Annotated in this window: 12 protein-coding genes and 1 pseudogene; 7 read left to right on the top strand and 6 right to left on the bottom strand. The window is 68.4% G+C overall.

Annotation, left to right across the window (positions count from 1 at the left end; all coding sequences use genetic code 11):
- Window positions 1–336, bottom strand: a pseudogene (locus tag V6M42_RS07835) (hypothetical protein); the annotation flags it as partial.
- 143 nt (window positions 337–479) lie between these two features.
- Window positions 480–3,491 carry a TonB-dependent receptor plug domain-containing protein gene (locus V6M42_RS07840; RefSeq protein WP_332678092.1) on the bottom strand — a complete coding sequence of 1,004 codons (3,012 nt, stop codon included), beginning with the start codon at window positions 3,489–3,491 and terminating at the stop codon, window positions 480–482.
- Between the two features lie 286 nt (window positions 3,492–3,777).
- Here V6M42_RS07840 and V6M42_RS07845 point away from each other — a divergent pair, with 286 nt between their 5' ends.
- Both V6M42_RS07845 and V6M42_RS07850 read left to right on the top strand, forming a co-directional pair.
- The gene (locus tag V6M42_RS07845; RefSeq protein WP_332678093.1) at window positions 3,778–4,299 is read left to right on the top strand and encodes a hypothetical protein; all 522 of its coding nucleotides are present in this window, start codon (window positions 3,778–3,780) and stop codon (window positions 4,297–4,299) included.
- 2 nt (window positions 4,300–4,301) lie between these two features.
- Window positions 4,302–4,700: a TIGR01244 family sulfur transferase gene (locus tag V6M42_RS07850; RefSeq protein WP_332661226.1), complete on the top strand. Its 399-nt coding sequence runs from the start codon at window positions 4,302–4,304 to the stop codon at window positions 4,698–4,700.
- Window positions 4,701–4,702: 2 nt separating this feature from the next.
- Here V6M42_RS07850 and V6M42_RS07855 read toward each other — a convergent pair whose 3' ends face one another.
- Entirely contained in the window at window positions 4,703–4,849 is a 147-nt protein-coding gene (locus V6M42_RS07855; RefSeq protein WP_332661225.1) for a hypothetical protein, read from the bottom strand.
- A gap of 57 nt (window positions 4,850–4,906) precedes the next feature.
- On the opposite strand from V6M42_RS07855, the gene V6M42_RS07860 reads away from it, so the two are divergent.
- Window positions 4,907–5,809 carry an MBL fold metallo-hydrolase gene (locus V6M42_RS07860; RefSeq protein WP_332678094.1) on the top strand — a complete coding sequence of 301 codons (903 nt, stop codon included), beginning with the start codon at window positions 4,907–4,909 and terminating at the stop codon, window positions 5,807–5,809.
- Between the two features lie 3 nt (window positions 5,810–5,812).
- Here V6M42_RS07860 and V6M42_RS07865 read toward each other — a convergent pair whose 3' ends face one another.
- A complete protein-coding gene (locus tag V6M42_RS07865; protein WP_332678095.1) occupies window positions 5,813–6,502 on the bottom strand; it encodes a DUF1499 domain-containing protein in 690 nt (229 codons plus the stop codon).
- A 3-nt stretch (window positions 6,503–6,505) separates the two neighbouring features.
- Window positions 6,506–8,140 carry a long-chain-fatty-acid--CoA ligase gene (locus V6M42_RS07870; protein WP_332678100.1) on the bottom strand — a complete coding sequence of 545 codons (1,635 nt, stop codon included), beginning with the start codon at window positions 8,138–8,140 and terminating at the stop codon, window positions 6,506–6,508.
- Between the two features lie 215 nt (window positions 8,141–8,355).
- Here V6M42_RS07870 and udk point away from each other — a divergent pair, with 215 nt between their 5' ends.
- Complete coding sequence (gene udk, locus V6M42_RS07875; protein WP_332678096.1) at window positions 8,356–9,003, top strand: uridine kinase; 648 nt, start codon at window positions 8,356–8,358, stop codon at window positions 9,001–9,003.
- 80 nt (window positions 9,004–9,083) lie between these two features.
- A complete protein-coding gene (locus V6M42_RS07880) occupies window positions 9,084–9,707 on the top strand; it encodes a TetR/AcrR family transcriptional regulator (protein WP_332661220.1) in 624 nt (207 codons plus the stop codon).
- Between the two features lie 4 nt (window positions 9,708–9,711).
- On the opposite strand, the gene pdxH is transcribed toward V6M42_RS07880, so the two are convergent.
- Window positions 9,712–10,386: a pyridoxamine 5'-phosphate oxidase gene (gene pdxH, locus V6M42_RS07885; protein ID WP_332678097.1), complete on the bottom strand. Its 675-nt coding sequence runs from the start codon at window positions 10,384–10,386 to the stop codon at window positions 9,712–9,714.
- 86 nt (window positions 10,387–10,472) lie between these two features.
- Between pdxH and V6M42_RS07890 the strand changes: the two genes are divergently transcribed.
- Together V6M42_RS07890 and aroC are read left to right on the top strand one after the other, a co-directional pair.
- Window positions 10,473–11,198, top strand: a complete 726-nt coding sequence (locus tag V6M42_RS07890) for a DnaJ C-terminal domain-containing protein (RefSeq protein ID WP_332678098.1) — start codon at window positions 10,473–10,475, stop codon at window positions 11,196–11,198.
- 12 nt (window positions 11,199–11,210) lie between these two features.
- The coding region (aroC, locus tag V6M42_RS07895) for a chorismate synthase (protein ID WP_332678099.1) at window positions 11,211–11,845 on the top strand (635 nt) is incomplete at its 3' end.

Below are 11,845 nucleotides of genomic sequence, written 5' to 3' on the forward strand. Positions count from 1 at the left end.
GGTCTGCCGCGGCTCTGCGGCGTTCAGGGCCGCGCGGAAGTCGGCGGCCTCCAGCTTGCCCAGGCGGATGATGTCCAGATCCAGCGGATCGCGGTTGGTCAGGGTCTCGCCGAGGGCCACGTGGCCGTTCACCAGCGCCTCGCACCAGGCCACCAGCGGATAGTCGCCCTCCGGCGCGCCCCGCGGCATCGGATTGGCGTAGGCCACCGCCTCGCGGAAACGCTCGGTTTCAACGGCTTCCGCGCCCGGGGCGGTCGAGACGACGCCGTCCTGCGCCTGTGCGGGCGCGGGCGTCTGGGTGGAGAGCATCAGGGCGGAGACGAGGGTGATCAGCATGAAGGCGCCTGGAACAGTGGATGAGGGTGTCGGCTGGCAACGCTCGAACTCGCAAATGGTTTTTCTGCGGCGCGTCCACGGACAACAAAAAAGGGCGGCGGACCCGAAGATCCGCCGCCCCAGCTTGTCTCTGGTGTCAGGCCTTAGAAGTTGGCCGTGACGCCGAAGAAGAAGTAACGGCCCAGCGCATCATACAGCTGCGGGTAGGTGTTGCCGTTCCCGGTCGTGCCGACGCTGTAGGACAGCGGCGGATCGTTATCCAGGATGTTGTTGACGCCGGCCCGGAGGGTGACGGTGTCCATCACCTGCCAGGTCGCCGCCAGGTCGAAGTAGTTCTCGGCGTCGAAGTAGCGGTCCAGACGGGTGCCGCCGTTGTTCAGCGAGCCGTCGGCCGGGCTCAGGACGCCGATCTCGGCTTCGCCGAAGTGACGCCAGGTTCCCGAGATATCCAGGTCCCACGGAGTCATCCAGGTCATGCGAGCGCGGTGACGCCATTCCGGGTTCGGCACGCCGCACTGGTTGGCGTAGAAGCCGGCGCAGTCATAGACCGAAGCCGTGCCGCCCAGACCGGTGTCGGTCACCAGTTCGTTCAGCCAGGTGCCGACGAACGAGAAGCCGAGCGATCCGTAGCCTTCAACGCCCCAGTCTTCCAGACCAACGTTGTAGTTGGCGTTGACGTCGACGCCCGAGGTCTCGAACCCACCGATGTTGGTGTTGATGTCGAGGACGCTGCCGTCGCCGACCCAGAGCGAACCGTTGCCCGGGTTGCGGTTGATGAGAGCGCACGAGCTCGCGTTACCCTGGTTGTAGCAGAGGTCCAGGATGTTCTGGGCGCCGGTCGTCTGGATGGCCTGGTCGATCTGAATGTCGAACCAGTCAACCGAGATGTTGAAGCGCGGCAGGAAGGAGGGTTCCCACACGGCGCCGAAGGTGACCGTGTCGGATTCTTCCGGAGCCAGGTTGGGGTTGCCGCCCTGGGTGAAGTTGTACTGGCCAGCGGGGCTTTCCAGGTTGCCGCCGGTCGATTGACCGGGGGTGACCTGCCACGGGTTGGTGCCGATGCACGAGGCCGGAACCGCACCGGCTCCGTTCGCCGCACGACCGGGAGCCGAGCAGGGATCGAAGTCCATGTCGAACAGGTTCAGGCCCTGCGCGGTGAACATTTCGATCACGTTCGGAGCCCGCACGGCGCGCGAGTAGCTGGCGCGGAAGCGGATGTCCTCAACCGGAGCGTAGTCGCCGCCGATCTTGTACGTGTCGGTGCCGAAGTTCTCGTACTCCGACCGGCGATAGGCGCCGTCGATCGAGGCCGAATAGGCCCAGGGCTGATCGTCGGCCAGCGGCAGCTGGAATTCGCCGAACACTTCAGCGACGTCCGTGTCACCGTTGAAGCCGATCGTCGGGCCGCCCTGGCCGGCGCCGTCGCCGGTCTGGAAGCTGACGTCGGTGACCGAGCCCAGGTAGTCGCGGCGATATTCGGCGCCGAAGGCGACCTGCAGGCTGCGCGATGCCGTCGGCACCGTCCAGCCCGTGTCGCCCGTGATGGCGGCGGTCACGACCTGCTGGGTCGTTTCACCGGTCTGCATCAGCGGGATCTGCAGGTAGTCAAGCGCCGCCTGCGTCACGCCGCCCGAGGTGAAGACGTCGTAGGGCACGCAGTTGGGATCGGTGCCGTCGACAACCGAACGGCAGGTCGGGGTTCCGCCCACGCTGACGACGTCCAGGGCGCGACCCAGGCGGGTCACCGAGAAGTCGTTCAGATAGGTGCGCGACAGACGAACGCGCGAGAACTGCGCGGCGATGTCGTAGTTCCAGCCCGAGACGATCTCGCCACGGACGCCGGCGACGCCGCGGTAGGACTGGTAGTTCAGGCTGTCCTGACGACCGCCGCCCTCGACGTTACGACGACCGACGTACAGCGGGGTGGAAGCGCCCGAAGCGATTTCGGCCGCGTCGCAACCGATCAGCGTCGCCTGCTGGGTCGACAGAAGCGGGCTGTCGCAGTTGATGGTCGGGGTGTTGAAGAAGCTGCCCGACGGCGCGATCTGCGCGACCGACGAATAGTCCGAGAACATCAGCTGGGCGAAGACTTCGGCGTGTTCGTTGACCTCGTAACGAGCGAACGTGCCGAGCGTGTAACGCTCGTCCGGACGCTGGTAGTAGTTGATCGGGCCGAAGTTGTAGGCGTTGTTGTCGCCGACGTAGGGCACGAAGGTCCGGCCGGAGCCGAGGGTGTAGGCGAAGCTCGGGCCGCCGGTGCCGAAGTTGGTGAACTGGCCGGGGAACGAGGTGCCCGAACCGCCGCAGGCGTAGGTGGTCGGACCCGAGGCGGCGGTCGGCGCGGCCAGCGAACAGGCCGAATAGTCGCGGTCACGCTGCAGGATCGGGTTGTTGTTGCGATAGCCGGCGTAGGCCATCACGTTGCCGCGGCCGTCGGGCGCAGCGACGCCGACGGTCAGGTTGATCGAGCGGCTTTCGCCGTCCGAAACGTTGTCGTCCGGCAGGGCGAACTGCGCCGGGTTGGTGGTGGCGCGACGAGCGATTTCAGCGCGGACGTTGCCGACGCCGTCATAGTCGTTGTTGTGCTGGTAGAAGCCGTACTGGGCGTCCAGCTGAACGCCTTCGAAGTCCTTCTTCATGATGAAGTTGACGACGCCGGCGATAGCGTCCGAACCGTAAACGGCGGATGCGCCGCCGGTCAGGACTTCAACGCGCTCGACCAGTTGTTCCGGAATCTGGTTCAGGTCGGCCGCGTCGTCGTTCGGCGAGCCGTAGCCCATACGACGACCGTCGATCAGCACCAGGGTGCGCGACGAACCGAGGTTGCGCAGCGAAACCGTGGCCGTACCCGAGGCGCCGTTGGCGACCGTCGAGTTCTGGGCGGCGAAGGCTTGCGGCAGCTGGTTGACCAGGTCCTCGACGCGGGTCACGCCCGCGATGTCGATGTCCTCGCCGGTCACCTGGGTGACGGGGCTGGTGGTGACAAGGTTGGTCTGCGGAATGCGCGAGCCGGTGACGACGACTTCGTCAAGCTGCGTCTCGTCCTGCGGAGCCGGTGCGGTCTGCGCCATCGCCGGTGCGGCGAAGGCCAGGGCGGCGAAGCCGCCGATCATCGTAGTCGACAGCAGCCGATTACGGGTTTTCTGGGTTCTCAAAGGTCGTCTCCTGATGTTCGACATCGCCCGTTTCCGGGGTGTCGCGGCCTTAGAATGGAATATTCCCTTCTCCCACGGACAGATTCCCCCGCCGCAGTTGACCGACGTTATGCTCTGCGCCGTACCATTCGCCAGCTTAATTACATGGCTGTAACCGTGTCGAAGCGTGACTGTCGTATTTAGGCCACGATACGGTCACAGCGGCTGTTGCGGCCGATCGGTTGACGCCACGAACGACTTGAACGACTTAGGTCGAGGCGAACCGACAGTCGGACGAGGACCCCCTATGTCATTCATTTCCGGTTTTGCGGCCGCCGCGGCCGTCGTCGCCCTGTCCGGTCAGACCGCGCCGCCGCAGGAGCGGGCCGAGACGCTGTCCCGCGTGACGGCCTGCCGGGCGATCGCCGATAGCGCGGCCCGCCTGAACTGCTACGACGCCGCTGTCGGCGCGCTGGACGCCGCCGAACGGCAGGGCGAGGTCGTCGTCATGGATCGAGCCCAGGTCGGCGAGGCCCGGCGTCAGCTGTTCGGCTTCGAAATGCCCGCCCTGCCCCGCCTGTTCGGCGCGGCCGCCGAGGGCGTGCCCGAGATCGACTCGATCGAAACCACGCTTCAAAGCGCCACCCAGGTGGCCGACAGCCGCTGGGTCTTCCGGTTGGCGGACGGCGGGGTCTGGCGGCAGATCGATTCCGAGCCGTTCCGCTATCGCCCGCGCGCGGGCGACGCGGTGCGGGTGCGGAAGGCCAGCCTGGGCAGCTTCCTCATGACGGTCGGCGACAGCCGCGCCGTGCGGGTCCGGCGACAGTAGCCGTGGCCCCGCGTCCCCTTTCGCCGACGGTCTGGACCTCGCCCCAGCTGGCGCCGGACACCCTGGCGGACCTGGCCGCCTCGGGCATTCAACGCATCCTCAGCAACCGGCCGGACGGCGAGGATCCCGGGCAGCCGTCGGCCGCCGAGATGGAAGCTGCGGCGCGCCGGGCCGGAATGGACTTCGAATGGATTCCCGTCACCGGCCTGCCGAACGCCGTCCAGGCCGCCGCCGTGGGCGCCCTGCTGGCTGACGGACGGCCGACGGTGATGTTCTGCCGTTCAGGGACGCGCTCGGCCGCCGCCTGGGCGATGTCGGAGCGGCTTCGCGGCGTGGACGCCGACGATTTGCGCGCCGCCGCCGCCGGCGCCGGCTATGATTTCAGCCGGCTGCCTCTCTGAGGTCAGCGAAGGATGGCCACGCGGGCGGCGTAGGGAGCGGGTTCCGGCGTGCAGGACGCCACGGCCAGTTGCACCGCCATGAGACACAGGAAGGCCGCAGCCACGGGCTGAAGCCGATTTGAGACAGCCAGGGCGATGGAAACGGCCACGATGCGCACTCCGCAGAAGGTTTACGAAGTCCTAACGCAAGGGCCGGGCCGCGCCCGATGATCCCGTTCGTTCCCATGCCGCCGTTCGAATACGGCCGGGTCGACGCGGTCTCGCCGCTGATCCGGCGCGTGATCGCGAACAATCCGGGACCGTTCACCTTCACGGGCACCGGGACCTATATCGTCGGCCGGCCCGATGCTGGCGCGGGCGTGGCGGTGATCGACCCGGGACCGCTGGACGAAGCCCACCTGGCGGCGCTTCTGGCGGCCGTGGCCGGGCAGACGGTCAGCCATGTGCTGGTGACCCACACCCACCGCGACCACGCCCCCCTCGCCCGCCCCTTCGCCGAGGCCGTCGGCGCGCCCGTCCTGGCCGCCCGGCCGCCGGCGCGGACGATCCACGCCTCTGCGGCGCTGGACGAGGAGGACGACGAGACCTTCGCGCCGGACGTGGTCCTGGCGGGCGGAGAGGTCATCGCCGGCGACGGATGGACCCTGGAAGCGATGTCCACGCCGGGCCACGCGTCCAACCACCTGGCCTTCGTGCTGCGCGAGGAGAACGCCCTGTTCAGCGGCGACCACGTCATGGGCTGGTCGACCACCGTCGTGGCGCCGCCGGACGGCGACATGGCCGCCTATATGGACAGTCTGGAGCGGGTGATCGCCCGCGCCTTCTCGACGCTGTGGCCGACCCATGGGGCGCCGGTGACCGAGCCCCGGCCCTTCCTGGCCGCCTACAAGGCGCACCGGCTGGCGCGCGAGGCCCAGATCCTCGAGCGGCTGGCGGCGGGGGACGAGCGGATCGCCGGGATCGTGCCGAACCTCTACGCCGCCGTGGATGCGCGGCTGTGGCCGGCGGCCAGCCTGTCAGTCTGGGCGCATCTGATCGCGCTGGAAGGCGCGGGACGGGTCAGGGCGCAGCCCGGACCGGCGATCGACGCGGCCTGGACCCTGACCTGAGGCTCAGGAGGCGGGCTGCAGGGCCGCGCTGATGGTGGAAACGAGCGCGCAGGCGTCGCCGCCATGGGACCGGGCGTCTCGCGCAGCGACGCGGATGTCGGTGCGTCCCGGGCGAATGCGGATCACGGCGTCATGGTCGAAGCCGAACCAGAAACCCTCGCGGGTGCCGTCGGCCCGGGCCACGCCGGCGCCGCGGATGGTGAAGCCCGCCTTTTCCAGCGCCCAAATCGCCGATTCCGGCGCGATCTGCTTCATCACCGGCAGGGCCCCGGGACAGGCCTCGACGCCGGCGGTGACGCGCGGGCCCTGATTTCCGCGCTGGTCGCCGAGGTCGCCGAAGCCGGGAATCTCGGCCAGATCGGTGCTGATGTCCTCGGACGGCGCGCCGGCCTGGCGGCCGTTGTGCCAGACATAGCCCCCCAGCGTCCCGCCCGCGGCCAGGACCGCCGCCAGCGCCATCAGGCCGAGCCGGCGCACATCCCGCAGGGCCAGCACGACCGCGCCCAGCGCGGCCGCGGCGCCGGCGATGGCCAGCCACCAGCCGATCCTCATCGTCAGCAGGTCATAGCCGGTCTCGAACGACAGGCCGCCCGCCCGGGTCAGCAAGGCGGAGACGAGGACCAGCAGGGGAGCCGCGAGGCTCAGCGCCAGGAGCACGGCGACGCCCTGCCCTCCCTTGCGACCAGCGGCCATGGATCAGGCCCCCGCCGTCGGCAGGCGGTAGTCCTTCATCCGTTCGCGGACCAGTTTCTTGTCGATCTTCCCGGTGGCGCCCAGCGGGATGTCGTCCACGAAGACCACGTCGTCGGGCATCCACCATTTGGCGATCTTGCCCTGCAGGAAGTCGAGATGCTCCTGCTTGTTCTGGGCCTCGCCCGGCTTGAGCTTGACGATCAGAACCGGGCGTTCGTCCCATTTCGGATGGGCCGCGCCTATGACGGCGGCCAGTTCGACCCCGGGATGGCCGACGGCGATGTTCTCGATCTCGATCGAGCTGATCCACTCCCCGCCGGACTTGATCACGTCCTTGGCGCGGTCGGTGATCTGCATGAAGCCCTGCTCGTCGATGGTCGAGACGTCGCCCGTATCGAAGAACCCTTCGTGGTCGAGAATGTCGCCGCCCTCGCCCTTGAAATAGGCCCCGGCGATGGTCGGGCCCTTGATCATCAGGCGGCCGTAGGTGTGCCCGTCGTGCGGCATCTCCTGACCGGCGTAGTTCTTGAGCTTCAGTTCGACGCCCAGCGGCGGCGTGCCCTGTTTGACCCGCCACTTCATCTGCTCGTCATAGGGCAGCGCCTTCAGCTCGGGCGGAAGGTTGGACAGGGTGCCGATGGGCGAGGTCTCGGTCATGCCCCAGCCCTGCAGAACCTCGATGTTGAACTCGTCCTGGAAGGCGCGGATCAGGCTTTCCGGCACGGCCGAGCCGCCGATCAGGACCTTCTTCACGGTCGGGATCTTGAGGTCGTTCTCCCGGAGGTGGGTGAGCAGGCCCTGCCAGACGGTGGGCACGGCGGCCGAGAAGGTGACGCCCTCGCTCTCTATCAATTCGTAGATGGCGGCTCCGTCCATCCTGGCGCCGGGCATGACAAGTCGGGCGCCGGACGCCGGACCAGCGAAGGCGATGCCCCAGGCGTTGGCGTGGAACATCGGCACCACCGGCAGGATCACCTCGCTGGGCGACGCTCCCAGCACCGTGGACTGCATGCCCAGCAGGGTGTGGATGAAGTTCGAGCGGTGCGAATACAGCACCCCCTTCGGATTGCCCGTCGTGCCCGAGGTGTAGCAGAGGCCGCAGGCCGTCAGCTCGTCGAACCCGCCCCAGACGATGTCTTCCGAAGCCGTCGCCAGCAGGGCCTCATAGCATTCGGCGCCCGGGAGTTTCGTCGCCGGCATGGTCAGTTCGTCGGTCATGACAACCACCCGCTCGACCGACGGACAGTGCGGCAGGACGGCTTCCAGCAGGGGAATGAAGGTCAGGTCGACGAAGATGATCCGGTCTTCGGCGTGATTGATGATGTAGATCAGCTGCTCGGGGAACAGGCGCGGGTTCAGGGTGTGGCACACGGCCCCGATCCCCATGATGCCGTACCAGACCTCCATGTGCCGGCCGGTGTTCCAGGCCAGGGTGGCGACGCGGTCGCCCACCTTGACGTCCCAGTCCTTCAGCACGCTGGACACGCGCCTGGCCCGGGCGTGGATCTCGGCATAGGTCGTCCGGACGATGGGGCCCTCGACCGACCGGGTCACGACCTCGCGGTGGCCATGCCAATTCTTCGAGTGGTCCAGGATCTTGTCGACCGTCAGCGGCCAGTCCTGCATCAATCCGAGCATCACGATCCCTCAAGCTCTGCGCCTGCTGCTGAGGCGCTTCACGCCACGCTATCGGCGCGTCCGGGGATAAGCAACGTGACGCCGGGTCAACGAACGGCCAGAAAACCCTGACCCCGGGGGCGTTCCGTGCGCGGGAAAGGCCAGGGAATGACCATCAGGACCTTCGGGACGCCCCGCCACTAGCCGCCGCCTTCGCGCGGCCCTAGAACGCCGCCATGGCCATCCTCATCGCGATCACCGGCGGTTCAGGCTCCGGCAAGAGCACGCTTGCAGAAGCCCTGGTCGCGGGTCTGCCCGCCGGCGCCGCCGTCCTGGTGCGCGAGGATTCCTACTACCGGGACGCGGCCAGCCTGCCCGGCTTCGATCCCGCGACCTTCGACTTCGATGACGTCGCGGCCCGCGACCATGAACTGATGATCCGGGATCTGGCCGCGCTGAAGGCCGGCCAGGACGTCACCGTGCCGATCTATTCCTTCATCCATCACGGCCGCGAACCGGGGGGCGAACCGGTCCGGGCCGCCCCCGTGGTGATCGTCGAAGGCACCCATGTGTTGTGCACGCCCGGCCTGGTCGAACTGTTCGACATCCGGGTGTTCGTGGACACGCCCGCCGACATCCGTTTCATCCGGCGCCTGCTGCGCGATCAGGCGGAACGGGGCCGTACGGCCGAGTCCGTGATCGACCAGTATCTGGCGACCGTCCGCCCCGGCCACGAGCGGCTGACCGAGCCCTCGCGGCTGAACGCCGACTTCGTGGTGGCGGACGCCACCGCAGCGGTTCGTCTGGACGATCCGCAAGCTGTGGTTCGTCTGGCCGCCCCCGTCCTGGCCCATCCGCTCCTGTCGAAATTATGCGACCATTGATTGTATAGAAACGGTTGTTTTTTCTTGCCCCTGATTGGATGAACAGTCACTTTGAGAATTCAGCGAGCAACGAATTCCAAATGTCGGCCTCCGCCACGCAAGACCCTCCCTTCCATGACGCCAAGCGCGAGACCATCCTCAGGCACGCGCGACGCGCCTTCACATCGGAAGGCTATACCGGCGCCAGGATCGAGCCCATCGCGCGCGACGCCGGGGTTTCCACCGCGACCATCTACGCGCTCTTCGACGGCAAGGAGGAACTGTTCGCGGCGGTGATCGAGGACTCGGCGATCGAATTCAATCGCCTGATGAGCCGCGTCCGGACCACCAGCGGCCCGGCGCGAAAACGGCTCATGTGCTTCGCCACGACCTACGCCACCTTCATGGCCGATCCCTTTATCCGCGCGGTCTTTCGACTCGTCATGGCCGAGCGGCGGCGTTTCCATGACGTCGCCCTGAAATTCTTCGATCGCGGCAAGGCCGATTTCGGCAAGGTGCTGATCGACGCCCTGAACGAAATGATCGAGACGGGCGAACTCAGGTTCGATCGGGCCTCATGGGCGGCCGGACAGTTGATGGGGATGATCGAGCATCCGGTCTTCTTCATGCCGCTGGTGACGGGCGACGAGGTCATGCCCGTCCGCGCCGTGGACCAGATCGCCGGCGACGCGGTCGAGACCTTCCTGGCCCGCTACGGGACCTGAAGGATCAGGGCTGCAGCCGGGTCCGGGCCCAGCCGGTTCCGTCCCGGTCGAAGCGCAGACGGTCGTGCAGGCGGAACGGCCGGTCGCGCCAGAACTCGATCTGCTCGGGGATGATGCGCCATCCCGTCCAGCGCGCCGGCCGCGGCACCTCCTGGCCGTCGAATCGCGCCGTTTCGCGGGCCACCGCCTGCTCCAGGGCGTCGCGGCTTTCCAGCGGCCGCGACTGGTCCGAGGCCCAGGCCCCGATCCGGCTTTCCCGCGCCCGGCTGGCGAAATAGGCGTCGGCCTCGGCCGCGCTGACCGGCTCGACCTGGCCCCGCACCCGCACCTGCCGACGCAGGGACTTCCAGTGGAACAGCAGGGCCGCCCGCGGCCGGTCGGCCAGTTGCACCCCCTTGGCGCTCCCCGCGTTCGAATAGAAGGTGAAGCCCCGCGTATCGACGTCCTTCAGCAGCACGATCCGGCTGTCGGGCGCGCCGTCGGCGTCGACCGTGGACAGCGACATGGCGTTGGCGTCGTTCGGCTCGGTCTCTTTCGCGTCCCTCAGCCAGTCGATGAACAGACCGATCGGCTCGGCGCGGTCGAAGATGGTTTCGTCGCCGTTCGCGGCCAGGGCTGCGGCGTAGTCGCGGGCGTACTCATCGCGGGTCGGGCTGGACGGGATCACGGGTGCGGTCATGAGGCCGAGATAAAGCATCCCGCAGCGCCGGGCGAGAGCGTCACGGTTAACCGGGCCTTGACCATGTCGGGAGCCTTAATGGCGGCATGCGCGCCCGATCGTTCCCCGAGGTCGTTTCGACCTCCGACGCCTACGCCCTGCTCGGCCTGACCGGCCCGGCGGACGGCGCGGTCCTGACCGCCGCCTTCCGCACAGCGATCAAGGCGGCACGGCCCGACGCGCCGGGCGGCAGCGAGACCCGGTTCCGCAAGGTCATCGCCGCCTGGCGGCTGATCCAGCGGGAAACCGCGCCCCTGGCCCTCGCTCCGCCGTTGCGGGCCGCGCCCGCCATGCCCGTCATCGGCCTGAGCCCGGGCATCGCCCTGAACGGCGGCCGGGTCGAGGTGCGGCTGGGCCGCCGGACGCTTCGGGTTCGCGTCCCGGCGGGCCTGCGCAGCGGCGAACATCTGCGGCTGAAGGCGGCGGGAGACGGCGGCGTCGATCTGTTTCTGCCCGTGCTGGTGCGCGGCGACGGACGCCTCAGCGCGGTCGGCGACGACCTCTATATGACCTTCCCGGTCCCTCCCCGCCTGCTCGAGGACGGCGGGCGGCTGGAGATCGAAACCCATGCCGGGCCGCGCTCGGCCTGGCTGGTAGCCGGGTGCCAGCCGCTGCGGCTGCGATTGCGGAATCTCGGCCTGCCTGCGCGCGGCGCCCGCCCGCAGGGCCACCTGTTCGTGACGCTTCAGCCGTCCGAGGAAGCGCCGTCGGCGGCCGAGGATCTGCTGGTGCGCTTCACGCGCGTCTGGACGCCGGACCGGCTGGCGGCCTAGCCTGACGCCAGCATGTCGCACAACACCTTCGGCCATCTGTTTCGCGTGACGACCTGGGGCGAGAGCCACGGGCCGGCGATCGGCTGCGTCGTCGACGGTTGTCCGCCCCTGATCCCGCTGACCGAGGCGGACCTCCAGCCCTGGCTCGACCGGCGCAAGCCCGGCGGCAGCCGCTTCGTCACCCAGCGGCAGGAGAGCGACACCGCCCGCATCCTGTCGGGGATCTTCGACGACGGAAACGGCCCGGTGACCACCGGCGCGCCCATCGCCATCCAGATCGACAACGAGGACGCCCGCTCGAAGGACTATGGCGACATCGCCCGCGCCTTCCGGCCCGGCCATGCCGACTTCACCTACCAGGCCAAATACGGCGTCCGCGATCACCGCGGCGGCGGTCGTTCCTCGGCCCGCGAGACCGCCATGCGGGTGGCGGCCGGGGCCGTGGCGCGCAAGGTGCTGGGCGAAAGCGTCCGCATTCGCGCCGGCGTGGTGCAGCTGGGTCCGCACCGGATCGCCCCGGAAGCACTGGATTTCGACGCGGTGTACGACAACGCCCTGTTCGCGGCCTCGGCGGCGGTTGTCCCGGCGTGGGAGGACTACCTCGACGGCGTCCGCAAGGCGGGCTCCTCGATTGGCGCCGTTGTCGC

This window comes from Brevundimonas sp. (genome assembly GCF_036677305.1).
Classification (GTDB): domain Bacteria; phylum Pseudomonadota; class Alphaproteobacteria; order Caulobacterales; family Caulobacteraceae; genus Brevundimonas.

Excerpts from the sequence above, each read along its gene's own strand:
- V6M42_RS07845 (WP_332678093.1), top strand. The coding sequence starts at position 3,778 with ATGTCATTCATTTCCGGTTTTGCGGCCGCCGCGGCCGTCGTCGCCCTG.
- V6M42_RS07860 (WP_332678094.1), top strand. The coding sequence starts at position 4,907 with ATGATCCCGTTCGTTCCCATGCCGCCGTTCGAATACGGCCGGGTCGAC.
- V6M42_RS07865 (WP_332678095.1), bottom strand. The coding sequence starts at position 6,502 with ATGGCCGCTGGTCGCAAGGGAGGGCAGGGCGTCGCCGTGCTCCTGGCG.
- V6M42_RS07870 (WP_332678100.1), bottom strand. The coding sequence starts at position 8,140 with ATGCTCGGATTGATGCAGGACTGGCCGCTGACGGTCGACAAGATCCTG.
- udk (WP_332678096.1), top strand. The coding sequence starts at position 8,356 with ATGGCCATCCTCATCGCGATCACCGGCGGTTCAGGCTCCGGCAAGAGC.
- V6M42_RS07880 (WP_332661220.1), top strand. The coding sequence starts at position 9,084 with ATGTCGGCCTCCGCCACGCAAGACCCTCCCTTCCATGACGCCAAGCGC.
- pdxH (WP_332678097.1), bottom strand. The coding sequence starts at position 10,386 with ATGACCGCACCCGTGATCCCGTCCAGCCCGACCCGCGATGAGTACGCC.
- V6M42_RS07890 (WP_332678098.1), top strand. The coding sequence starts at position 10,473 with ATGCGCGCCCGATCGTTCCCCGAGGTCGTTTCGACCTCCGACGCCTAC.